We start from the raw sequence: 22,627 nt of genomic DNA on the forward strand, positions 1-22,627 counted from the left end.
GAGCAGCGAATGGAATTTAAATACAGAGATGAACGAAAATCATGAGCTTATTGTAAACATTTCAATCTTTGGGGAAAGTTCAAGTCAATCGAAGCTGATTGCTTCGATTGAAGGTTACTGAATTGTTTTTGCGGCGTGGGGCGGCGTGGGGCGGCGTGGGGCGGCGTGGGGCGGCGTGGGGAGGGTACCTGAACGAGGGTGGTGCGGCGTGAAGCCGTGAAGCGTCGGCGCTGGTGCGCCTTCGTCCAAATGCTCCAGGTCGCTCACGCCGGGTGGGCGACACAGTCTCCGATGGCAGACTCGGGGCGTCGGGCGTCGGGCGTCGGGCGGACCAAGGCTGTCCGGTTGCCCGGGCCGGCGGGCCAGGGCTCTATCCGGCGACGTGTACGGGTCTGTGGGATCGGTATGGCTTATGGCTCACGGGCCTTGGCCGCCCGCGCGAAGCGGATTCGCCTGAGGGTCATTCAGAAGCGTACGTGGCGTCTTGGACGGATCATGGTCGCATGACGTTGATCTCGTGTAGGTCGGTGACCTACAGGGGGCGCAACAATGAGGAATCATACCCTGGTTGGCCGCTTCGCTCGGGGTAGACATGTCCTTGTTTCGGTTGCTGATCGTCGATGACCACCCGATCGTGCTGGCCGGTCTGAAGCTGTTGCTCCAGGGCAATGACCGCTTTGACGTGAGCGGAGAGGCCAGCTCGGCCCGGACGGCCCGTATCGAGGCCGAACGAGTGCAGCCCGACATCATCGTTACCGATCTCATCATGGGGGACGGTGACGGCATCGCCTTGATCGAGGATCTGCGCGCCATCCTGCCGGCGGCCAGGATCATCGTCTATTCCAGCCGCGACGAAACGGTCTGGGGGCCTCTTGTGATCTATGCCGGCGCGCACGGCTACGTGGCGAAATCCGAGCCGCTCGAAACCGTCGCCGTGGCCCTCGACCGCGTGGTGGCGGGCGCGATCCATCTGAGCGAGCCGGTGCAACAGCTGCTGATCGGTGATCTCGCGCGTCGATGCGACCGTCGGACGGATATCGGCGCCCTATCCGGCCGTGAACTTCAGGTTCTCCAGCTGATCGGCAGCGGTGCGACGCTGCAATCTCTGGCGAAGGAACTCGGGTTGAGCGTGAAGACCGTCGGTACCTATCGGGAGCGCCTGAAGGTCAAGCTCGGGCTGGACAGTGTGAGAATGCTCGAACGCTATGCGGCGGATCACCTCGCGGGGCGTCTCGATCCGTCATGAAAGGCAGGTCATCATGAAGAGCTGGCTGGCACGCTGGGACGTGTCCCCCGCCGAGCAGGCCGGCATGAGCTTCGGAGACATGCTGACCCTCGTCAATATTCGACGGGTCGAGATCGCCTGCATGCTGGGGCTGTTCACGAAGTCGATCGAGTTCGCCACCGGGCTCAGGACCGTACAGATCGCCGTTGAAATCGTGTTGGCGCTTTGCTTCCTGCTTGCCTCGCTGACGCTGCGGCGCGGCGGTGGGACGTGGCTCCCGCGCGTCTTCGTCGTAATCTTCCTGGTTCTGACATTGCTCGATACCCAATGGGCGATCGCCGCGATGGGCGCCAAGGGGCGGCTGACGAGCGGATACCCTATGATGCTCCTGTCTCTGACCTTGCTGTTCGTGCTGCCGCCGCTCACCTTCGGGCTGACCTTGATCCCGCTGCTGCTCACCTATTGTTGGATCGTGCTCGGCACGGCGACGTTTCCCGCCGAGCAGGTCATCGCCATCGTCAATGCCGCGATCGTCTCGGTCATCGCCGTCGTCGCCGCAGCGCTGATCCATGCCGGACGTCGCAGCGATTACGAGCAGAAGCGCACCATCCGCCTGCAGAATGACCGGCTGATGGAGAGGAACGGCGAACTCGACACCCTGATGGCGATCACCGCCCATGACCTGCGCAGTCCCCTCTACGGGCTGCGCAACCTGTTCGATCTCGCCGTCCGGCGCGCAACGCGGGAGCCGGAATTGCCGCTCGTCGTCTTGCACCAGGCGAGAGCGAGCATCGACGCGATGCTCGCTCTCGCGACCCGGCTGCTCGATGCGCACGCCGCCGAGCACCGGCCGCTCACGCGCCTCACCGACGAGGATGTGCGAGGGCATGTGCTGGCCGCCGCAGGCCGGACCAAGCCGCTCGCGCAATCCGCCGACGTTCGGATCGACGTGGACCTTCCGGATCGCCCGTTGGTCGCCACGCTCGACGCAGGTGCCCTGGCACAGATTCTCGACAATCTTCTCGGCAACGGCGTCCGCTACAGTCCGACGGGGGGCATCCTGACGGTCAGCGCCGCACAGGATGGCGGAGACGTGTCGATCCGGGTTCAGGATCGCGGACCGGGTATCGATCCTGCCCGTCACGATCTCCTGTTCAAGAAGTTCCATCAGTCTGTTGGGACGCGATCCGATGGACCGCCGAGCACGGGCATGGGGTTGTTCATCGTCGCGACGCTGTCCGAGCGCATGGGCGCGACGGTGCGTTGTGAGCCCGGGACGAATGAGGGCGCGGTCTTCGTGGTGACGCTGTCCGCTGGCAAAGAATGAGCATCGGCGTTCCCACAGCGCCTGTCTCCGACTCCTGCGCCAAGTGGCTGTCGCGCATAGCCGGAAACGACCGACTTACGGGGAGATCCGGAAGGCGGGCTCCAGCAGGCCACGTATTCCGGCGGCCACCAAGAGGGTGCGCCCGTGCTCGGGATCGGCGTCGCGTTCCTCCGGGCTCATGCCCTCATAGGCGCTGGTGATCAGCAGGCGATCGAGATCCGGCCCGGCGAATGTGGGGCATGAGGGGCGGGTCACCGGCAGGGGAACCGTCCGCACGCGCTCGCCCTCCGGGCTATAGGCATCGATGCAGGACGCACCCCAGCGGGTGCACCAGATGCGGCCCTCGGCGTCGACCGCAGCGCCGTCGAGGCCGCCATCCCCGCCGCGATGATCGTAGAGCGTCGACGGCTCGCCCGTCGGCAGGCCGGTGCTGGGGTCGAGGCTGACGCGCTTCAGCAGACCCGCATCGGTGTCGGCGAAGTAGCCGGTCGCGCCATCGGGCGAGAAGCAGATGGCGTTCGGGATGGTGAGCGACCCGTAGAGGCGCGTGACCCGGGTACCGGCGACATGGTAGATCGCGCCACGCCCCGGCTCGGCATCGCGGCCCATGGTGCTGATCCACAGAGCGCCGCAGGGATGCACACGGCCGTCGTTGGAGCGGGTGCCTGCATCCTCCGCCTCCAGCGGACAGAGCAGCATGAGCTTTCCGTCACTCAGCCCGCGCAGGTAAAGCCCGTCTTCGGCGGCGAGGAGATGACGGGTCTCGTCCACCGCGGCGACGCCGCTCGCCATGAAAGGCAGGTCGTGCAGGCGCGCGGTGCCGTCCGCGAGCGACCTCTCGAACAGCTGCCGCTCCAGAATGTCGACCCACCATGCCGTGCCGGTTCGCGGATCGTAGCAGGGGCCCTCGCCGAGATGGCAGCGGTGCGCGTCGAGGATCGTCATCGTGTCCATGCTCGTCCTTTCTCGGGGCAGCCGCTCGCGGCGACCGGCATGCCTGTCATGCCGAAATATCCCCCGAGAGTATCCCCCGGGTCGAAGCATCCCCAAGTCGGGGCTTTCCGAAGTCGGGGCTCTCCGAAGTCGGAGCCTCCAATGTGGAATCTTCGGGTTTCGTGTGGGAACGATGAGTCCCCTCGGCATCCAGGATCGGGGCCACGAAAGATGCAGCGGGGCACAGCTCGATCTGCGCATACGCCTGCGAGACCGGCATCGATTGTTCAACAGGTCTTCGCAGGCTATTCTGATGATCGTCGATATCCGATGCGATCACTGTACAAGATGCGTGGTGCAACACTCGGGTCGATACAAACGAAAGTACTTCGAGGATACGCAGGCGGCCTGCATGCCGAGAGCCAGGAGGCGCGCGGAAGCGATGCCCGCGCGACGGAAACCGAGGCCTCCCGTCGCGTTAGATCGGCAGGCGCATCACATACCGCGCGATGGGTTGCTGAGAGGATTCGATGGAATACAGGCAGCTTGGCCGCTCCGGCCTTACCGTACCGGTGCTCAGCTTCGGCACGGGCACGTTCGGCGGGACAAACGAATTCTTTCAGCGCTGGGGCCAGACCGATGTCGCTGAGGCGACCCGTATGGTGGACCTTTGCCTGGATTCCGGTGTCAATTTCTTCGACACGGCCGACATCTACTCGGGAGGTGCCTCGGAGGAGATCCTGGGCCAGGCTCTGAAGGGCAAGCGCGAGCGCGCGTTGATCTCCACCAAGGCGACCTTCCGCTTCAATGACGACCTGAACCAAGTCGGCTCCTCGCGCCATCATCTGGTTCGTGCCTGCGAGGCCAGCCTGAAGCGGCTCGGTACCGAGCATATCGACGTCTACTTCATGCACGGATTCGACGCACTCACCCCCGTGGAGGAGACGCTTCGGGCGCTCGACGATCTCACCCGCTCGGGCAAGATCGGCTATATCGGCGCCTCGAACTTTTCCGGCTGGCACCTGATGAAGGCGCTCGCCACATCCGAGCGCTATGGGCTCGCGCGTTACGTGGCCTATCAGGGCTACTATTCCCTGATCGGGCGGCATTACGAGTGGGAGTTGATGCCGCTCGGCATCGACCAGGGCGTGGGCCTGATGGTTTGGAGTCCGCTCGGCTGGGGCCGTCTGACCGGCAAGATCCGCCGTGGGCAACCGAACCAGAGCGGCCGCATCGCTGCGGGCGGCGCCGAGGGCGGGCCGCCGGTGTCGGACGAGTACCTCTTTGGCGTGGTCGATGCGCTGGATGATGTGGCGGCGGAGACCGGCAGGACGGTGGCGCAGGTCGCCCTGAACTGGCTGCTGACCCGGCCCACCGTGTGCAACATCGTCGTTGGCGCCCGCACCGAGGAGCAGCTCAAGCAGAACCTTGCCGTTCTCGACTGGACGCTGACGCCCGAGCAGGTGGCCCGCCTCGATGCGGCGAGCCAAGAGACGCCGATCTATCCCTATTGGCACCAGAAGGGGTTCGACGAGCGCAACCCCAAGCCGACGACTTGGTAAAACGGCTATTCGTCTATCGTCTTGAGCAGTGCACTCGTTACGCGTGCACCTGCTCTCGCTTGGCAGCGCGGCCTGCATGGTGTCGCATTCCGCCCGTCTCGATTGGAAAACGGCCTTATGCGTCGTTGCCGACCAACTCGGAGATCATGCAGGCTCATCGGTCAGGCTGACTGAGGGCCCGCGGACGGCCACCACGCGGCCGCGCGGGCAGGCTTCAAACCATCGAACAATGGAGGCTACATCTCGAGCAAGGCAGGAAGCCGTTGCGTTGGATCACCAGAGCGCACGTGGCAGCCGCCGCTTCCAACGCTCGCCCGGCCGTAGAGCCGCCGCCTGCTGAGCGCGCCGTGCGGTCCGCGCTTGAGCCAAAGCAGGCCCACTGACGCCACCGGATGGCTGTGTCGAGTCAGCGCTCGCGACAACCGGTGTATCGTCGAGCTCGTCTTCCGCATCGGCAAACGAAAGTGCCGAGTCGACCTGCGCCACGACCTTCTGCTTACGTTTGGTCGGTGGCTTCACGCGTTGCACGCGTGGCAGTCGCTCCTCTTCCGGCGCTTTGACGACCTCGGATGCGTCCGGCTCATCGGGCATGGCAAACATCGGCACGAGACTCGGCAGGACACGCCGAGCGGGCGGCTCGGCGGGCGCCACTGACGGTGCAGGCTCGGGATGAGCGAGGCGCAGGGGCTGCATATCGGCCGGCTTGTCGGCCACAGCTGCCTGCAGGTCCCCCCACAGGTCGTCGCCGACGCGGGAACGTGCCGGGGCGTCGGGGAGCGAGGCGCGGGATGTACGGGTATGCTTGATTTCGACCGTGAAAGGTCGCGCGCTACGGCGCTTCATGTATGAGATAATCCTGAGATCGACACGCTCAAGGACGCAAGACGCGTCGGCAGCGAATGCTTAGCATATGAGGAACAGATGATGCTTGTCCAGTGAGATACAAGCACAAGCCATTTTATCTTAGATGAATGCATGTTGGCGCAACCGCCGGATCGATGCATCCGCATTGCGATGATGGATGAAGATGCCTCCAGCCTGCTCCCAAAGGGGCCGGTATTTCTCCCGGTCATCCACGAGGGCATCGCCAGGACGGCAATGTTCTCGTTTCAGCGCGGCACTCGTCGTGATCACCTCGACACCGGGGAAATACCGGGCCGTCCAGAGGCGTTTCTGTGGCTCAGCCCAGTTTCCCCGCGGAAGACCCGTGAGGATGATGGGCTCGAGGTGGCGAACCGCCTCATACAGTTCCATGGCATCCGGCATCAACGGTAGCTCACCGAAGAAGTTGTTGAGCGAGGCAAGCTCGCCCCAGAAACCCTTCAGGCCAAAACGCCGCTCGAATTCCGCCGGTGACATCCCGAAGGCTTGCTTCGCGCCGGCATCGAAATCGGCCAGCACGCCATCGCAATCCAGGAACACCGTTGGCATGGACAGTATGGCCTCAGAAATCGTGTGTCGTTGATCTGGAGGAAGAACAGGGACGTACGATCTTCGTCTGCGACCGGTCAGAGGCTTTTCGAGACGACACCGAAAGCCAGCAGGACATACGCGCCGACGAAGAACCAGGTCCGGTACTTGACCACAGTGGGACCAATGGTCGGAAGGCGCAAATAGAGACTGGCGACGGCGAGGCCGATCAGCACCAGCGAGAGAAGGAAGGTCAGACGGCGTGGAGTCGAGAGGTTCAGCATAACCCGATCCTGGCGCCGTGTGGTTGAGGAGTCGTGAAGGGGTCGGCATCCGTGCCGGACGGCGTATTGGCGCGGTATCCTATGACGAGCCCGTTCTTCGGCGAATGTTTCGACAGCCGATCCTTCGGCGCGCCCGTCATCGCCTCCGGTCCGAGACGGACCTCCTGCCGACGTATGTCGCGACCGGCGGGAGCAACGATAACGGCGCTCGCTGGCCGAATGTCAGCCTGTGCCGGCCGCCTGGAGTTGCACCCGACCACGTTGAGTCGGGTGCAACTCCAGGCCTTTGTTTTGCCGCGCTCTTTTTCGCCGAACCGGCATCCACTTCGGCGGTGAGCGCTTTAGGACTGGTTCTGCGCGGCAGGCCTGTCGCCTTCGGCGAGGAGGAAAGGGAGAAGCACGGCAGTGAATGCCTCGGGGTGGGAGTAGTTGATCCCGTGGGCCGCACCGGGAATGACGGCAAGGCGTCCGCGCGGCAGGCTTTCGGCGAGGATCGTGACGAACGCGTAGGGAACGATGTAGTCACGGGCGCCCCAGACCACGAGCGTGGGCTGCATGACGCGGAGCGCCTTCTCTCCGATGCGGTTGCCGACCATGCTGTGCAAGGTCAGGATGTATCGGTTGATCCCGCCCCGCGCATAATCGCTCAGCGCCACCCAGGCCAGCGACCAGCGCTCGAACGGCGCGATGGCCAGGAACCCCGCAACCTGCCGGAAGAGGCTCCTCGCCTCCGGGTCTGGCGTGGGCCCCTGCAGAACCAGGCGGTCGACGAGGTGGGGGTGAGCGATCGCCAGTTCGACCAGTATTTCGCAGCCGAGCGAGTTGCCGATAAAAGCCGCCCGCTTCAGGTCGAAGGCCTGCATCCAGGCGGCCAGCGCATCGGCGAGTTCGCGAACGGTGAGCACGTGCCGGGGCTTGTCGCTCAAGCCGAAGCCGGGCAGGTCGGGGGCGTAGACCTTCAGGTGAGGGCCAAGATGCCTTGCGAGCGGGACCATGTATCGGCTGGACATTCCCAGCCCATGGACCAGGATCACGGGTAGTCGATCATCCGGCACGGCATCGATGGAGACAAGGGCATGGATGATCTGGCCGTCGACGCGGGTCCGCCTCGCCGCGAGCCGTCCCAAACCTGCGTGGCGAGCCTCGCCGGCACGCCTCCACGGTTGGATAGCGGCCATGGCCAAGCGGGCCAGGATCCCGCCAGCCGTTGCACCGATCCACCGCAGGGACACGCCCATATTCCCGTTTCCGCCGCATCCGCCCTCGACTCGAAGCCGAAGAGAACCGGCCCCGCGAGACGCGAGTGCTCGCGAGATCGTTTCAGAGGGCCGGGCTTTCGGTCATGCACCGGGACTTGAGGCCAGTCGAGTGCGGGCACGCAGCCTTGTGGACGCGTTGCTATGTCTGCGGTCGAACCGCGTCAAATGCCGTACCCGGACTGGTCGCGCAGACTTCAACTCGCGAGCCGCTGAGTCTGACGTTTCGCGGCATCGAAAGCCTGAAGGTCGAGGGCGAGGGCGATGACCTTGCCGCTCGTCAGGCGCGTCGGGTCGATGAAGCTTCCGATGCCATGCTGCAAGTAAATTTCTTCGACTTCTGGGGTTCGCATGGCGCCACCCATGGTCCAGTTGGGAAAGGAGCGGCCCTGAACGTTCCGTGCATCCAGAATGGTAGCACTTGTATGGCGCGGATCGCGGGCGATGCGCGTATAGGTACTACTCACCTGCGCTTGGTCGCCCTCAAGAACCTGAATGAACCAGGTTTTATCGAATATGAGAAAACCGGTAATCCCATCACGGCTGTTGTTGCGTTGTGAGGCCGAGACGATGTCACGCAAATTCATAAGCATGGAGCGATCGTTGCCGGCAACAACGTTTCGGCTATAGTAAACAAGCTGATGTATCATTACAGATTTTTGTCCATCACGTTTAGCATGGCACGATCAAACGAGCTCACCTCGTGCCGTGCGGACAGACAACGTAGAGAAGAGCGGCTGGTTTGGCCCATGAGGCGGAGAAAATTCTTTGGGTTAATACATACCTTTTACATCAAAAAGGCTAGGCATCCGGGCGGATGCTGAGAGGCGTTGACGTTGTTGCCAAGCCGATCGTCCGTCTTTCACAGAGCGGCAGCATGGCCATCCGTTGAATGGGTGTTGTAAGGGAGCCCCCATCATCCTGTCGGTCGCAACGGGCTCTTCCCCGCGAGGGAGCAGAGCATTGTCAGGATCGCACGAACATCGAGGACATGGTCTGCATGGTAGATAAGACGAGACCTGCGCAGTCACGCTTGGGGCTGGCCGCGACGGTGGCCTTCGCAATCCTGCTCGCAGGCGTCGGCACCCTGGGCTGGCGCTGGTACAGCTACGTCACAGCCGGACAAACGCCCTATGACGAGGTTGGCATCGAAGTGAACCGCCGCCTGCCAGAGTCGCTGCGGTCGTGGGGCTGCGAGCGCATCAAAGAACGTTTCCCGCGCTCGGTGCCACCCTATGGCTGCCAGCCCGGACAGATCTGATGGGTATCGAATCTCGTCCGTTATCGACTGTCTGCGCGTTGAGCAGCCTGTTCGAGTAGAAGACAGACGAAGGCTGCGATGTGGAGATCTGCGAGCGCGCTGGAATACCATTCGTCATCCTTGACGATTCGGCGGAAGCGCGTGCCTCCGGCGCAGGAGCGTTCCACCGCCCGCCTGCAAAGCAGATCTTGACTTGGCCACCTGAACCGAGTGGCGCAGCGCTGCTCGCTCGCCTTCCTACTGATGGGCGGACAAGTCGCGGACCGCAAGGCAGGAGCCTTGCTCCTCGAGCGCTCGCCCCGGTGCCGGATCCTGCTCGGCGATAAAGGCTACGACAGCGATGCCATTCGCCGGCAGATCGAAGCGACAGGAGCCGCCTCCAACATCCCGCCAAAGTCCAACCGGCGCTGGAAGCCCTGCTTCTCGCCGGTCCTCTACCAGGGCTGCAATGCCGTCGAGCGCATGTTCGGCCGCATCAAGGACTTCCGTCGCAGCGCCACGCGATACGACGGGTCTGCAGCCCACTAACTCAAAGCTGCCTGCATCGCTGCAACCATCAGCTATTGGTTATGAGTCCAAATCCTAATTCGTCGAAAAATTGGCGCACCCGACACGATTCGAACGTGTGACCTTTGCCTTCGGAGGGCAACGCTCTATCCAGCTGAGCTACGGGTGCTGACCGTGGATGACACCTAACCCAAGCCGTGGCCCCGCGCAACGGTGTCGGCGGTCAAAGCGGCGTTTCGCCATGCGAGACTCGGATCGCCATCCGGAGCAGCGTTGGGCGCGTACGTCCATGCATCTCATCGGCCACCGATACGCCGGCATGGTCCGATCCTCGACGAACCTCTCCCGTAACGGAGCCGGGCTTCAGTTGGCGCCGCGCACGAAGGCGTAGCGACCGACCGTGGCGGCTTCTCCGCGATAGCGCACGCCTTCGCCATGGGCTGGGGGTGTCTCAGCGCGGTCGAGGGCTTTGGTCGTGAGATCCACCCGGTGATCGGGATAGCGTGGGGTCAGGGCGAGCAAGGAATGCCTCAGGCGAGCCAGTTCGGCCCGCAATGCGGCGTTCTCGCGTTCGATCTGCCCGAGATGGGCGACGCCTGCCGGCGGTAGACCGCCGAGGCGGCGACGCCAGCGGTAGAACGTGCCGACGGAGATATGAGCCGTCTCGCAGATGGCCGAAATGGGAGTCCCATTCTCGGCTTCCCTAAGGAGAAAGGCGACCTCCTGATCGGTGTGTCGGCATCGACGCATGTGTAGACCTTCGCGATCGAAGATGGGGTTTGGCTTCGAGCAAGATGCACCAGCAAGAAGCGCACCGTGGAATGGGAGGTCAGGCCGGCGAATAGCTGACGGCGCAAATGCAAATTTTGACGTTTTGCATCGGATCCAGCCCATGTTGCAGGCGGTCCGATGACCTTTTGCGCATCCAAGGGGGACCATGCAGCGTATTTGACCTTCCGTTCGGTCCTGAGGAATTGGAAACTTCGGGTCGTATCGGGGGAGGTTCGAAGCCCATGGTCGATGTCACGAGGCGTCATTTCATCGGGACCGCGGCGGCGCTCGCTGCCCCCGCAATCATCCGTCCGGCCTGGGCAGCCGACACGGTCAAGCTCGGATGCTTGTTCTCCTCCTCGGGCACGATGGCCAATATCGAAGGCCGCCTGAACCATGTGGTGCGCATGGCGGCCGATGGAATCAACGCCAAGGGCGGCGTCAATGGACGCCGGATCGAGGTGGTGACCTCGGACCCGGCTTCGGATTGGCCGCTCTACGCCCAGATCGGCCGGCAGATGCTGCAGCAGGAGAAGGTCGCCGCCCTGTTCGGCTGCTGGACCTCGGTCTCGCGCAAGTCGGTCCTGCCGGTGGTGGAGCAGAGTGACGGGCTGTTGTTCTATCCTCTTCATTTCGAAGGCGACGAGAATTCGAAGAACGTCGTCTACGTGAATTCACCGCCGGCGAGCTCGGTGCTGCCCGCGGTGGATTACCTGATGGGTGCCGAGGGCGTCGGGGCCAAACGCTTCTTCATGATAGGCTCCGATTACGTCTGGCCGCGCACGATCAACAAGCAACTCAAGGCCTATTGGGCATCGAAGGGCGTGGCGGCGACGGCCTGGCGCGAGGAATACGTGCCCCTGGGTTTCTCCAACTTCCAGACCCTGGTGAACCAGATCCGCAGCTTCGCCGCCGAGCCGGGCGGGCAGCCCATTGTCGTGCTCACGGTGGTGGGCTCGTCGATTCCGGATTTCCTGCGCGAATTCGCCAACCAGGGCATCCGGGCCACCGATGTGCCGATCCTCGGCCTCGATATGGTGGAGGCCGATCTCGAAGGGCTGGATACGGCGCCTCTCGTCGGCCACCTCAATTGCTGGGCCTATCTCCAGGCGGCGAAGGCGGAGGCCAATACCCGGTTCCTTGCGGATTGGGCCGCTTACGTGAAGGCCAAATCGGTGCCCTTCAGCGCCGACACCGTCATCGATCCGATGGTCTCGGCCTATGACAGCGTTCAGCTCTGGGCCCTGGCGGCGGCGAAGGCCGGGAGCTTCGACGTGCCCGAAGTGCGCAAGGCCTTCGCCGGCCTGAGCTTCGCCGATCCCTCCGGCTACACACTGACGATGACGGGAGAGAACAACTACGTCGCCCGCGGCGTCTTCATCGGCTCGGTCAACGAGAAGCAGGGCTTCGACATCCTCTGGCAATCGCCCGACGCTCCCAAACCCGTGCCGTTCAGCCCGTATGGTTGAGAGCCTGAAATCCTGGCTCTGCGGCGCGATCCTGCTCGTCGCCGGTCTGATGCAGCCGGCCTTCGGAGCGTCGCCTAGCTTCGAACGCGCGGGCTTCGCGGTCGGCCTGTGCGGTGACGGGGCCGCGCAGAGCCGGGTGCTCGATGCGCTGATCCGGTCGAGCGGCGAGATGACGGTCGAGGATCTCGCTTTCGCCGGCATCCTGCTGGGCGGCTTGCTTGAGAGACGCCTCGTCTGCCTCGGCGATACGGCTGTTCTGCTCGAGAAGGCCGGGGCACCGGACGGGCGCGAGGTTGTGAGCGGCGGCGTTCGTTCCACGAATGGCGGACGCTCGCCGGTGCTCGGCCTCCGCCAGCGCGGCCTCGTGGAGACCGCCCTCGGCATCTCGACCCTGATCGCGGGCGAGACGGTGGAGCTTCGACGGAAGGGGTTGGCAGCCGTCGAGCGGCGCATGGCGGGCGTCCCCGATGCCGTGCTGGTGCGGGCGCAGGACAACGAGAACGATGCCGGATTAAAGACGGCAATCGGCGTGGCGGCACAGGGAGCGGCCTTGTCCTCGCCCGATCCGGCGCGTCGCCTGGCGGCGATCCGGGCGGTGGCCGAGGCTCCCTCGGGTGCTGCCTTCTCGCGGCTCTCCGCCCTGAAGAGTGATCCGGCCTATCGCGCCGACCCCGCCTTCCGTGCGGCTTTGGAGGCCGCGATCGCCAAGGTCGAACGCGCTGTGTGGATCGGCAACGGCCTCGCGCTCCTCTACAACGGCTTGAGCTTCGCCAGCATCCTGTTCATGGCCGCCGCGGGGCTGGCGATCATTTTTGGACTGATGGGCGTGATCAACCTCGCACAGGGCGAGTTCATCATGGTTGGCGCCTATGCGGCCTATGCCGTGCAGGAGGCGTTCCGCCGCTTCGCTCCGGGCTTCCTCGACCTCTACCTCCTCGCGGCGATCCCCGTCGCCTTCCTCGCCGCCGCCATGGTGGGGATCGTCATCGAAGCGCTGATCCTGCGCCACCTCTATCGTCGACCGTTGATGAGCCTGCTCGCCACCTGGGCCGTGAGCCTGTTCCTCATCAATTTCGTGCGCGTGGTCTTCGGATCGCAGAACCTGCAATTCGCCATGCCGTCCTACGTGAGCGGCGGCGTGCCCCTCTATGCCGATTTCATCGTGACCTGGAACCGGCTCTTCGCCATCGCCTTTGCGGCGATCACCCTGGTGCTGACGCTCCTGATCCTGAAGCGCTCGCCGCTCGGCCTCGACATCCGTGCGGTGACGCAGAATCGCGACATGGCGGCCTGTCTCGGCATCCGCACCCGCCGGGTCGACTGCCTCGCCTTCGGCTTCGGCTCGGGACTGGCGGGGCTCGCCGGTGTGGCCCTCTGCCCGATCTACAGCGTCAATCCGGGCATGGGCGCGACCTTCATCGTCGACAGTTTCATGGTGGTGGTGCTCGGTGGCGTCGGTACCGTCATCGGCACCCTCGTGGCGGCCCTCGGCATCGGCGGGGCCAACGTCCTGATCGAGCCGTTCTACGGCGCGGTCGCCGCCAAGGTCATCGTGCTCGTGGGCATCATCCTCTTCCTCCAGCGCCGGCCCGAAGGGCTGTTCGCCGTCAGGCGTCGGCGATGAGCGAGGCCGTGGAACCCTCGCCGACGATACCATCTCAGCCCATGACACGATCTCGGCCCATGCCGGCGTTCCGCTGGCTTCTTCCGGCTTTGAGGGGAGATACCTTGCTGGCGGCGGTGATCGGTCTCGTCCTCGCCGGCGCGCTCGCGATCCTCCTGCTGCAACCCGCCCCCTACCTCGTCAACATGGTCGGCCAACTCGCGGCCTTCGCGATCCTCGCCGTCTCCCTCGATCTGGTCTGGGGCTATCTCGGCATTCTCAGCCTGGGGCATGGCCTGTTTTTCGCCATTGGCGGCTACGTCTGCGCGATGCACCTGCTCTCCCACGCCTATACCGTCACCGGCGTGGCACCGGACCTGATGCAGTTCATGGGTTGGAAGACCCTGCCGCTCTATTGGTCCGGTCTCGCGAGCGCGCCGTATGCTCTGGTCATGGCCCTTGTCCTGTCGGCCGCCATCGCTTTCCTGTTCGGCTATGCCTCCTTCCGCTCGCGGGTGAACGGCGTCTACTTCTCGATCATCAGCCAGGCCCTGGTCTATGTCGCCATGCTGCTGATGTTCCGGAACGATACCGGTCTCGGCGGGAATAACGGCATGACCGGATTCCCGCTCCTGTTCGGCTATCCCATCGGCGCGCCCGGCATGGTCACGGGTCTGGCCGTGGCGACGCTGCTGGCCCTAGCCCTGATCCTCGTGGGCACGCGTGCCCTTGTGGTCGGCCGTATCGGCCGGCGCATGCTGGCCTGCCGCGACGACGAGGCCCGCCTGCGCACCCTCGGCTACAGTACGACGCGCCTGAAGCTCGGGATCTGGTGCCTCTCCGCGACGATCGCCGCCATCGCCGGGATCCTCTACGTGCCTCAGGTCGGCATCATCAACCCGCGCGTGCTGAGCCCCGATCTCTCCATCGAGATCGCAGTCTGGGTCGCCATCGGCGGGATGGGAAGGCTCGGCGGCGCGGTGATCGGCGCCGTGGCGGTCAACGCCCTCAAGTTCTGGCTGAGCGCCGCGATGCCGGAGGCGTGGCCCTTCATCCTGTCGGGGCTCGTCCTCGTCGTGGTGCTGGGGCTGCCGAACGGCCTCCTCGACCTCGCGGCCCTGCGCCTGAAGCCGACCTGGCTGCGGCGCGGCGGGAGGCTCGGATGAGCGCCCTGACCATCGAGAATCTGAGCGTCGTGTTCGGGCGGTTCCGCGCCCTGGACGAGCTGTCACTGGCCATCGATCCTGGTGAGGTCCGGGCGGTGATCGGTCCGAACGGCGCCGGCAAGACCACCCTTCTCGACGCCATCACGGGCATCGCCAAACCGACCTCGGGCCGCATCATGCTCGGCGACGACCTCGACCTGACCCGCCGCTCGGAGGCCGAGATCGCCCATGCGGGCGTGCGTCGCAAGTTCCAGAAGCCCAGCGTCTTTCCTGCCCTGACCGTGCGCGAAAACCTTGAGATCGGCTGTGGCCTCGACTGCCCGATCTCCGAGCGATCCGACCGCATCGCGGTATCCCTCGCCGAGACCGGGTTGGAGACGCGTGCGGACACCCTCGCCGGTTCCCTGGCGCACGGGGAGAAGCAATGGTTGGAGATCGGCATGGTCCTAGCTTCGCAGCCGAAGCTGGTCCTCCTCGACGAGCCGGTGGCAGGATTGTCCGATGCCGAGACTGCACGCACCGCCGATTTCATTCGATCCCTGCGCCGGCCCGACCGGGCCATTCTGGTGATCGAGCACGACATGGAATTCGTCGAGGCGATCGCCGACCGGGTGACCGTGCTGCACGAGGGCCGCACCCTGTTCGAGGGCGGAATGGCCGGCGCGCGCGCCGATTCACGGGTCATCGAGGTGTTCCTCGGCCGATGAGCGACGTGTCCCCCTCCCTTTCGCCGGTTCCGCTCGGCTTGTCCGTCACCGGCCTCGACCAGCATTACGGCAGTGCGCAAGTCCTGCGGAACGTCGACCTGTCCATCGAGCCGGGTTCCTGCCTGGCGGTGCTGGGCCGCAACGGCGCCGGCAAGACGACGCTGTTGCGCTGTCTTGCCGGCCTGATTCCGGTGAGCCGTGGCTGCATCATCCTCGGCGAGACCGACATCACCGACATGTCTCCCGACCGGCGGGCGCGGGCGGGCCTCGCCATCGTGCCGCAAGGGCGCGAGATCTTCGCCGACCTCTCTGTGGCCGAGAACCTGCGTGTCGCCGCCCGGGCACACGGGCTGGACCGCACCGACGCCGTGGATGAAGCGGTCGCCTTGTTCCCGGCCCTGCGCGACCTGTGGAACCGGCCCGGCGGCAATCTCTCGGGCGGTCAGCAGCAGCAACTCGCCATCGCCCGCGCGCTGAGCACACGCCCCCGCCTCATCCTCCTCGACGAGCCCACGGAAGGCATTCAACCCTCCATCGTCTCGGCGATCGAGACCGTGATCGAAGAGCTCAAAGGCCGGATCACCGTGCTCCTCGTGGAGCAATATCTCGAATTCGCGGTTCGCCTCGCCGATTCCTTCGTCGTGCTCTCGCGCGGCAACGTGGTCGAACGGGGCACGCGCGAGACCTTGGACCACGCCACCCTGTCCCGGCACATCGCGGTCTGACCAGCCGCCATCAGACCTTCGGAAGGATCCCTCATGTCGACGCATCACGAGATTCCCGCGACCCCCGACACGATGGTGCTCGGCTATTTCGACGCCGCTCTGCTGCCGGTCCTGGAGGTCGAGTCCGGCGACACCGTCACGCTCCATTCGTTTCCGGCCGGCGGCAAGGAATCGCTCCATCCCGATCCGGCTCGGGTGCCGGCCGATTACCTCGCCGCCCTCGATACCCTCGCCTCCGGCCCCGGGCCGCATTTCGTCACCGGTCCGGTCCATGTCCGCGGGGCGGAACCCGGCGACGTGCTTCAGGTCGACATCCTCGATCTGAAGTTCCGCATGGATTGGGGCTTCGTGGCGATCCTTCCGCTGCTCGGCACCCTGCCGGACGAGTTCACCGACTACGAGACGATCCATCCCGACATCGACGTCGCCCGCGGCGTCGCGATCCTGCCCTGGGGCGCCGAGCTGCCCCTCGATCCGTTCTTCGGAATCATGGGCACGGCGCCTCCCGCAGCCTGGGGAAGGGTCGGTTCTCCGGTTCCCCGCGCCTTCGGCGGGAACATGGACAACAAGGAACTCAAGGCCGGCACGTCGCTGTATCTGCCAGTCTTCAATCCGGGCGCGGGCTTCTATGCCGGCGACGGCCACGGCGTGCAGGGTGACGGCGAGGTCTGCATCACCGCTCTCGAGACCGGCCTATCGGGGACCTTTCGGCTGACCGTGCGCAAGGATCTCGGCTATGCGTGGCCGTTTGCCGAGACCCCGACCGATCTCATGACGATCGGCCTGCATGAAAGCCTCGACGAGGCCATGCGCCAGGCGGTGCGCGAGATGGTCCGCCATGTCTGCGCACGCAGCAGCCTGACCCGCAATCAGGCCAACATGCTGTGCTCGCTCGCCGGGAACCTCCGGATCACGCAAACGGTCGACGGCAACAAGGGGGTGCACATGCTACTGCCCAAGAGCGCCCTGGCAGGACCTGCCTGAGCCGGGACGCCCCCGGAGCTCATCGGACCGATCGGCCGGTCACTCGATACGAAATGCTCCGGACATGGGGTGGGTTGCGTCGCACATACCCGGGCGCTCGGACGGACTCAGGACGATGCCTGCCCGCAGGATGTGTTTGAAAAGACGGAACCCATCCCGTCCTTCGCAGGACCGCAGACCAAGCCCTACCCTTCGACCACATCCGGCTTGTGCGGGCGGAGTTCCGGAGCGCCCTGGTCGATCTCGGCCTCGACCGGGGCCGTGCGGCTCTCCACACGGGTGCTATCGACGAAGATGCGGGCTTCGCCTTCCTTCAGCCCGAGGCTGCGCAGGGCGTAGAGCGTCATGCCGAAGGCCAGTTCGCGCTCGGCCATGAGGACGAGGCCGACGCCCTGTTCCTCGAAATAGTGCCGCTCGCCATCGTTATGGGTGCGCACCAGCGTGTCGATGCCGGGATTGGCCTCGCGGGCGAGTTCGACGAGGCGGCGCGCCGTATGCGGCTCGGGCGATGCGACCACGATGAGCTTCGCCTGGCCAATATCGGCGGCCTCGAGGATACCCGGCGCCGTGGCGTCTCCGAACACCGCTTCGACACCGTCCTTGCGCAGGTCGAGGACGCGGCGGCGGTCGCGGTCGATCACCAGATAGGGAAGGTCCCAGGTGGCGAAGGCCTTGGCGATGGTGCTTCCGACACGGCCATAGCCGATGACGATGGCATGCCCGCGGTGAGGCTTCGCCTCCTCCGTCACCGCCATCGCCGCTGCGCCGCGACGCTCGAACCGGGCCGCGAGCTCCGGCCGCTCGGCGAAGAAGCGCGTCGCCCGCTCCGCCAGGACGAAGAAGAGCGGGTTGAGCGTGATCGACAGGATCGCGCCGCCGAGGATGAGATCGCGTCCTTCCGTCGGCAGGAGCTTCAGCGACAATCCGAGGCTGACGAGGATGAAGGAGAACTCGCCGATCTGCGCGAGACTGGCCGCGATGGTGAGCGCGGTGCCGATGGGATGCTTGAAGGCCAGCACGATGGCCACGGCGGCGAGCGATTTGCCGAGGAGGATGATGCCGAGGACGGCCAGCACCGAGAGCGGCTCGCGCAGGAGGATGCCCGGATCGAACAACATGCCCACGGAGACGAAGAACAGCACCGCGAACGCATCCTGCAGGGGCAGGGAATCGGCCGCCGCCTGATGGCTGAGGTCGGATTCGGCCAGCACCATGCCGGCGAAGAATGCACCGAGCGCGAAGGAGACCCCGAAGAGTTCCGCCGATCCGAAGGCGATGCCCAGCGCCAAAGCGAGGACGGCGAGGGTGAAGAGTTCGCGCGAGCCGGTGCGGGCCGCCTGATCTAGGAGCCAGGGCACGACGCGGCGTCCGCCCACCAGCATCACCAGGGCGAATACCGCGACCTTGGCCAACGTCAGGGCCAGGGTGAGCCAGATGTTGCCGTCGGCGACATGGTGGGCCGCGCCGTCGCCGGTTCCCCCGAGGGATGGTGCGAGAGCGGGTAGCAGGACCAGGGCGAGGACCATCGCCAGATCCTCGACGATGAGCCACCCCACCGCGATGCGGCCCTTGTCGCTGTCGAGGAGCCGACGCTCCTCCAGGGCACGCAGCAGCACCACGGTGCTCGCCACCGAGAGGGCCAGGCCGAAGACGAGGCCCGCGCCGATGCCCCAGCCCCAGAGATGCGCCAGCAGCCCACCCATGGCGGTAGCGGCCACGATCTGCACGATCGCGCCCGGCAGGGCGATGGTGCGCACCGCCATCAGGTCTTTGATCGAGAAATGCAGGCCGACCCCGAACATCAGCAGGATCACGCCGATTTCGGCCAGCTGGCTCGCGAGCTGGCTGTTGCCGACGAAGCCGGGTGTGTACGGCCCAACCAGAACCCCGGCCAGGAGATAGCCGACCAGGGGAGGAAGCCGCAGCCGTTGGGCCAGCATCCCACAGGCGAAGGCCAGGACGAGACCGAGGGCGATGATGGCAATCAGCTCTGTCGCGTGCGGCACGGGGCTGTCGTGTCCTCGTTTGGAAGATTTCGCGAAAACGGTGAGGGCAACGGCTGCCGAGGGCAAGCGCCGAATGGCGCTAGATAACCGCAGACGGGTTGACAGTCCGTGCCTGAGAGCACGCACCGTGCCGGACAGCGCGTCTGCGGCTCTCCCTCACCGACTTCGTCCGCTGAAAGACGGTCGGCGACCGTGCATGAAACTCTCTGGGCGGCGGAAGGTTGTCGCAGGGAATTGAATTCACTTTCCGCTCTACAGGACGAACCGCCGATGGCCGAACCACATCATGACCCGGCGGGAGCGGGGGGCGCTGGGCAATCCGGCTCCACCCTGTGGACGCTGGGGCTCGTGACCGCGCTCGTCGGTCTCGTCGTCCTGCCGCGGAAGGGCACGCGGCCATCCCCGTCCGGGTCATCGTTGGACAGGTCTCCCTCCGCCCCGCGCACGAGCGAGCCCTCCCCCTCCCATGAGGGAAGGGACGCCAAGCACGTCGCCAGGACGGAGACCGAACGCGGGCGGCAGGCGTCGACACCGTCCGAAATCCCCGCCAAGGGCTGGAAGGATATCGGTCTTCGGGTTTTCCACGATATCGGCGAGAACAACCTCGTCTCGGTGGCCGCCGGCGTGACCTTCTACGTTCTGCTGGCGATCTTCCCCGCCATTGCCGCCCTGGTCGCCTGCTACGGTCTGGTGGCGGAGGTATCGACGATCAACGATCACCTGCAGAACCTCCAGGGCGTGATCCCGTCCGGTGCTCTCGACATCATCGGCGAACAGGTGAAGCGCATCGCTGAGAAGGGTGACACCACCCTGGGTCTCACTTTCTTCACCGGTCTCGCCCTGTCGATCTGGAGCGCCAATGGCGGGATGAAAGCGGTCTTCCAGGCCCTCAACATCGTCTACGAGGAGCGCGAGACCCGAAACTTCTTCTGGCTCAACCTGCGCTCGCTCACCTTCACGGCGGGGGCGCTGCTCTTCATCGTGCTGGCCCTGGTGGGCATCGTCGTGGTGCCGGCGGTGATCAACGTCGTCGGTCTCAGCGCGGAGGCCTGGTACATCTCGCTCCTGCGCTGGCCGGTGCTGCTGCTCGCGGTGCTGGCCGGCCTCGCTGTGCTCTATCGCTATGGTCCGAGCCGCGACGCGCCGCGCTGGCGCTGGGTGACCTGGGGCAGCGCCATCGCGGGCGTGCTATGGCTCGCGGGGTCGCTGGGCTTTTCTTGGTACGTCTCGAATTTCGGCAAGTACAACGAGACCTACGGCTCCCTCGGCGCGGTCGTGGGCTTCATGACCTGGATCTGGATCTCGACGACCATCGTCCTCGTCGGCGCCGAGATCAATGCGGAGATGGAGCACCAGACCGAGGCCGATACCACTATCGGACACGAGGAGCCCTTGGGAGCTCGCGACGCCCGCATGGCGGATACGGTGGGCGCCGCGAGTTGAGTTCCGCTCAGCCCTTGTAGCTGATCCGGTAGATGATGCCGTGCTGGTCGTCGCCGAGGAAAAGGCTTCCATCCTTGGCGACCGCCAGACCGAAGGGCCGCGCGAAGCGCGACCAGCCGCTCGGGCCGCCTTCGGTGAGGAAGCCCGACACGAAGGGGGTGATCGTCGTCGGGCGGCCCTTTTCGAAATGCACGCGCAGGACTTCGTAGCCGCTCGGCGGTTTGCGGTTCCAGGAACCGTGCATGGTGACGAAGGCATCGCCTTTGTACTCGGCCGGGAATTGCGCGCCGTCGTAGAAGGCGAATTGCATCGAAGAGGCGTGCGCCGTCCAAGTGAGAAGCGGTCGGTCGCTGTCCTTGTCCCACTGCTCCAGCGAGCTTTTCGGGACCTCACGGTAGAGGTTCTTGATCCCGGCGCCGAAGATGTAGGGCCAGCCATACTTCTTGCCCGGCTCGATCCGGTTCAGTTCCTCCGGCGTTGCGTCGTTTCCGAGCCAGTCGACGCCGTCATCCCAGCCATAGAGCGCCTTCGTCCCGGGCTCCCAGGCGAAACCGATGGTGTTGCGCAGGCCTGAAGCGACGATCTCCCGGCCCGACCCATCCGGCTTCATCCGCACCATCGTGGCGTTCTCGGGGTTGCGCTCCTCGCATTCGTTGCAGGTGGAACCGAGGCTGGCATAGAGCCAGCCGTCCGGCCCGAAGCCGATGGTGCGGTTCGGATGCTGGCCGGCATCGGGAAGGTCGGCGACGAGCCTCGTCTCGGGGCCGAGACCGCCATCGGCCTTCATCGGCGCGGAGAAGATCTCTTTCACCGTCACGTAGAACAGGGTGCCGTCATGGATGGCGAGCCCGTGCACATCCGGCTTCTTTAGGACGACTTGGCGCTTGGCCGCGTCGGTCGCATCAATGCGGGTGACCGTGCCGGCGTCGCGGTCGCTGACATAGAGCGCCCCGTCCGGCGCCACGATAATGACCCGGGGCGCGCCGAGATCGCGGGCGAAGGCCTCGATCTTGAACCCTGCGGGGAGTTTCAGAGCGGCGATCCGCTCCGGTGTCGCCTCCAGCGGCGCGGCCTTCACCACATGGGCCTCGATCGTCGCCGTGCCGGGGTTCTGCAGCGCCTGGGCAAAGACCGGGAGCGGGGCGGCGGAGAGGGCGAGTGTCAGGGCGAGGCAGGTCGAGCGGCGGACCGGGATCATGCGGTGGGATTCCGAAACTGTGGAGGACGAGGCTGAAACGCGGTCTTGGAATCCGCCGTTCCGGCACGCGACACTTCCACCCGGCCCTTCAGCGCGCCCGCGATTTGAAGTAGTGTCGCCGAATGGATCGCGGCATCGCCATCGGAATTCTTCGAGAGAACGAGGCGGAGCTATGCCTACGCGGCGTCCGTCATGCTGCGCTGTTCGGGTCGACGACGCGGGGAGAGGCGATCGGTTCAAGCGACGTCGACGTCATGGTCGTTCTCGACCGAGAGACCATTCGTGACGTCTACGATTATGTGGGCCTGGTGTACTTCATCGAGGCGCTCTTTCCGGTCAGCGTGGACGTGGCCAGCCGTGATGCTCTGAAACCGCATATCCGTCTGCGGGCCGAACGAGATGCCGTTCATGCGTTCTGAACGCGTCCGCGATGCGATCATCGACATCATCGACAATATCGACGCCGCTCAGCACTTCACGGCTGGAATGACGTTCGAGACGTTCATCGCTGACCAACGTACGGTCTACGCTGTCATCCGCTGTCTCGAGATCATCTCCGAGGCCAGTCGCCGCCTCGATCCGGAAACGAAGCTGCGCAACCCGCATATTCCCTGGCAATCGATCGCCAATGTCGGCAACGTCTATCGACATCCCTATCACAAGGTAGAGCTGGATCTGGTCTGGGCTGCCGTCCAAGAACGGCTCGGCGAAGTACGTCATGCCTGCATCGCCGAACGCGACGCTTTTTCTGCCTCCTGAGCGCGCTCGCTCTCGTCTCCTGAACTTGGCC

The 22,627-nt window shown here is 65.0% G+C and carries 22 protein-coding genes, 1 tRNA gene and 1 pseudogene; 14 read left to right on the forward strand and 10 right to left on the reverse strand.

Going from position 1 to position 22,627, the window contains the following annotated elements; all coding sequences use genetic code 11:
* Positions 1–592 precede the first annotated feature (592 nt).
* Positions 593–1,246: a response regulator gene (locus ACYQR9_RS06175; RefSeq protein ID WP_461229039.1), complete on the forward strand. Its 654-nt coding sequence runs from the start codon at positions 593–595 to the stop codon at positions 1,244–1,246.
* Positions 1,247–1,259: 13 nt separating this feature from the next.
* Entirely contained in the window at positions 1,260–2,552 is a 1,293-nt protein-coding gene (locus ACYQR9_RS06180) for a sensor histidine kinase (RefSeq protein WP_461229040.1), read from the forward strand.
* A gap of 75 nt (positions 2,553–2,627) precedes the next feature.
* Here the strand turns inward: ACYQR9_RS06180 and ACYQR9_RS06185 are convergent, their stop codons facing one another.
* Positions 2,628–3,506 (reverse strand): SMP-30/gluconolactonase/LRE family protein, encoded by an 879-nt coding sequence (locus ACYQR9_RS06185; RefSeq protein WP_461229041.1) that lies wholly within the window; start codon positions 3,504–3,506, stop codon positions 2,628–2,630.
* A gap of 509 nt (positions 3,507–4,015) precedes the next feature.
* Here ACYQR9_RS06185 and ACYQR9_RS06190 point away from each other — a divergent pair.
* Complete coding sequence (locus ACYQR9_RS06190; RefSeq protein WP_461221419.1) at positions 4,016–5,047, forward strand: aldo/keto reductase; 1,032 nt, start codon at positions 4,016–4,018, stop codon at positions 5,045–5,047.
* A 273-nt stretch (positions 5,048–5,320) separates the two neighbouring features.
* Here ACYQR9_RS06190 and ACYQR9_RS06195 read toward each other — a convergent pair whose 3' ends face one another.
* The 5 genes from ACYQR9_RS06195 to ACYQR9_RS06215 form a co-directional block, all read right to left on the reverse strand.
* Positions 5,321–5,890: a hypothetical protein gene (locus ACYQR9_RS06195; protein WP_461229042.1), complete on the reverse strand. Its 570-nt coding sequence runs from the start codon at positions 5,888–5,890 to the stop codon at positions 5,321–5,323.
* Between the two features lie 120 nt (positions 5,891–6,010).
* Positions 6,011–6,478, reverse strand: a complete 468-nt coding sequence (locus tag ACYQR9_RS06200) for a hypothetical protein (RefSeq protein WP_461229043.1) — start codon at positions 6,476–6,478, stop codon at positions 6,011–6,013.
* 77 nt (positions 6,479–6,555) lie between these two features.
* Complete coding sequence (locus tag ACYQR9_RS06205) at positions 6,556–6,741, reverse strand: hypothetical protein (RefSeq protein ID WP_461229044.1); 186 nt, start codon at positions 6,739–6,741, stop codon at positions 6,556–6,558.
* Between the two features lie 341 nt (positions 6,742–7,082).
* Positions 7,083–7,979, reverse strand: a complete 897-nt coding sequence (locus ACYQR9_RS06210; protein ID WP_461229045.1) for an alpha/beta fold hydrolase — start codon at positions 7,977–7,979, stop codon at positions 7,083–7,085.
* 215 nt (positions 7,980–8,194) lie between these two features.
* Positions 8,195–8,647, reverse strand: a complete 453-nt coding sequence (locus ACYQR9_RS06215; protein ID WP_056428264.1) for a BLUF domain-containing protein — start codon at positions 8,645–8,647, stop codon at positions 8,195–8,197.
* A 350-nt stretch (positions 8,648–8,997) separates the two neighbouring features.
* On the opposite strand from ACYQR9_RS06215, the gene ACYQR9_RS06220 reads away from it, so the two are divergent.
* Together ACYQR9_RS06220 and ACYQR9_RS06225 are read left to right on the forward strand one after the other, a co-directional pair.
* Positions 8,998–9,258 (forward strand): hypothetical protein, encoded by a 261-nt coding sequence (locus ACYQR9_RS06220; RefSeq protein WP_311275955.1) that lies wholly within the window; start codon positions 8,998–9,000, stop codon positions 9,256–9,258.
* 228 nt (positions 9,259–9,486) lie between these two features.
* Positions 9,487–9,786, forward strand: a pseudogene (locus tag ACYQR9_RS06225) (transposase); the annotation flags it as partial.
* A 71-nt stretch (positions 9,787–9,857) separates the two neighbouring features.
* Here ACYQR9_RS06225 and ACYQR9_RS06230 read toward each other — a convergent pair.
* Together ACYQR9_RS06230 and ACYQR9_RS06235 are read right to left on the reverse strand one after the other, a co-directional pair.
* A tRNA-Arg gene (locus ACYQR9_RS06230) sits at positions 9,858–9,934 on the reverse strand.
* Positions 9,935–10,128: 194 nt separating this feature from the next.
* Positions 10,129–10,515: a transposase gene (locus ACYQR9_RS06235; protein WP_461229046.1), complete on the reverse strand. Its 387-nt coding sequence runs from the start codon at positions 10,513–10,515 to the stop codon at positions 10,129–10,131.
* A 263-nt stretch (positions 10,516–10,778) separates the two neighbouring features.
* Between ACYQR9_RS06235 and ACYQR9_RS06240 the strand changes: the two genes are divergently transcribed.
* From ACYQR9_RS06240 to ACYQR9_RS06265, 6 genes are read left to right on the forward strand one after another with little or no spacing between them, the layout of a single operon-like run.
* A complete protein-coding gene (locus tag ACYQR9_RS06240) occupies positions 10,779–12,005 on the forward strand; it encodes a transporter substrate-binding protein (protein ID WP_461229047.1) in 1,227 nt (408 codons plus the stop codon).
* The gene (urtB, locus tag ACYQR9_RS06245) at positions 11,998–13,629 is read left to right on the forward strand and encodes an urea ABC transporter permease subunit UrtB (protein ID WP_461229048.1); all 1,632 of its coding nucleotides are present in this window, start codon (positions 11,998–12,000) and stop codon (positions 13,627–13,629) included. Before ACYQR9_RS06240 ends, urtB begins: the two co-directional genes overlap by 8 nt.
* A 59-nt stretch (positions 13,630–13,688) precedes the next feature.
* Complete coding sequence (gene urtC / locus ACYQR9_RS06250) at positions 13,689–14,774, forward strand: urea ABC transporter permease subunit UrtC (protein ID WP_461229049.1); 1,086 nt, start codon at positions 13,689–13,691, stop codon at positions 14,772–14,774.
* Complete coding sequence (locus ACYQR9_RS06255; RefSeq protein WP_461229050.1) at positions 14,771–15,481, forward strand: ATP-binding cassette domain-containing protein; 711 nt, start codon at positions 14,771–14,773, stop codon at positions 15,479–15,481. Before urtC ends, ACYQR9_RS06255 begins: the two co-directional genes overlap by 4 nt.
* Positions 15,478–16,206 carry an urea ABC transporter ATP-binding subunit UrtE gene (gene urtE, locus ACYQR9_RS06260; RefSeq protein ID WP_207410954.1) on the forward strand — a complete coding sequence of 243 codons (729 nt, stop codon included), beginning with the start codon at positions 15,478–15,480 and terminating at the stop codon, positions 16,204–16,206. The genes ACYQR9_RS06255 and urtE overlap by 4 nt, the downstream gene beginning before the upstream one ends.
* Before the next feature lie 33 nt (positions 16,207–16,239).
* Positions 16,240–17,190, forward strand: a complete 951-nt coding sequence (locus ACYQR9_RS06265) for an acetamidase/formamidase family protein (protein WP_461229051.1) — start codon at positions 16,240–16,242, stop codon at positions 17,188–17,190.
* Positions 17,191–17,375: 185 nt separating this feature from the next.
* Here ACYQR9_RS06265 and ACYQR9_RS06270 read toward each other — a convergent pair whose 3' ends face one another.
* Positions 17,376–19,196, reverse strand: coding sequence for a monovalent cation:proton antiporter-2 (CPA2) family protein (locus ACYQR9_RS06270; protein WP_461229052.1), 1,821 nt, complete (start codon positions 19,194–19,196; stop codon positions 17,376–17,378).
* Positions 19,197–19,466: 270 nt separating this feature from the next.
* Here ACYQR9_RS06270 and ACYQR9_RS06275 point away from each other — a divergent pair, with 270 nt between their 5' ends.
* Positions 19,467–20,639: a YihY/virulence factor BrkB family protein gene (locus tag ACYQR9_RS06275; protein WP_461229053.1), complete on the forward strand. Its 1,173-nt coding sequence runs from the start codon at positions 19,467–19,469 to the stop codon at positions 20,637–20,639.
* A 7-nt stretch (positions 20,640–20,646) separates the two neighbouring features.
* Here the strand turns inward: ACYQR9_RS06275 and ACYQR9_RS06280 are convergent, their stop codons facing one another.
* Positions 20,647–21,837 (reverse strand): PQQ-dependent sugar dehydrogenase, encoded by a 1,191-nt coding sequence (locus ACYQR9_RS06280; RefSeq protein WP_461229054.1) that lies wholly within the window; start codon positions 21,835–21,837, stop codon positions 20,647–20,649.
* Between the two features lie 122 nt (positions 21,838–21,959).
* Here ACYQR9_RS06280 and ACYQR9_RS06285 point away from each other — a divergent pair, with 122 nt between their 5' ends.
* Together ACYQR9_RS06285 and ACYQR9_RS06290 are read left to right on the forward strand one after the other, a co-directional pair.
* Positions 21,960–22,256, forward strand: a complete 297-nt coding sequence (locus ACYQR9_RS06285) for a nucleotidyltransferase family protein (protein WP_461229055.1) — start codon at positions 21,960–21,962, stop codon at positions 22,254–22,256.
* A complete protein-coding gene (locus ACYQR9_RS06290; protein WP_461229056.1) occupies positions 22,246–22,596 on the forward strand; it encodes a HepT-like ribonuclease domain-containing protein in 351 nt (116 codons plus the stop codon). The genes ACYQR9_RS06285 and ACYQR9_RS06290 overlap by 11 nt, the downstream gene beginning before the upstream one ends.
* Positions 22,597–22,627 lie beyond the last annotated feature (31 nt).

The organism is Methylobacterium sp. CM6241, assembly GCF_054817845.1.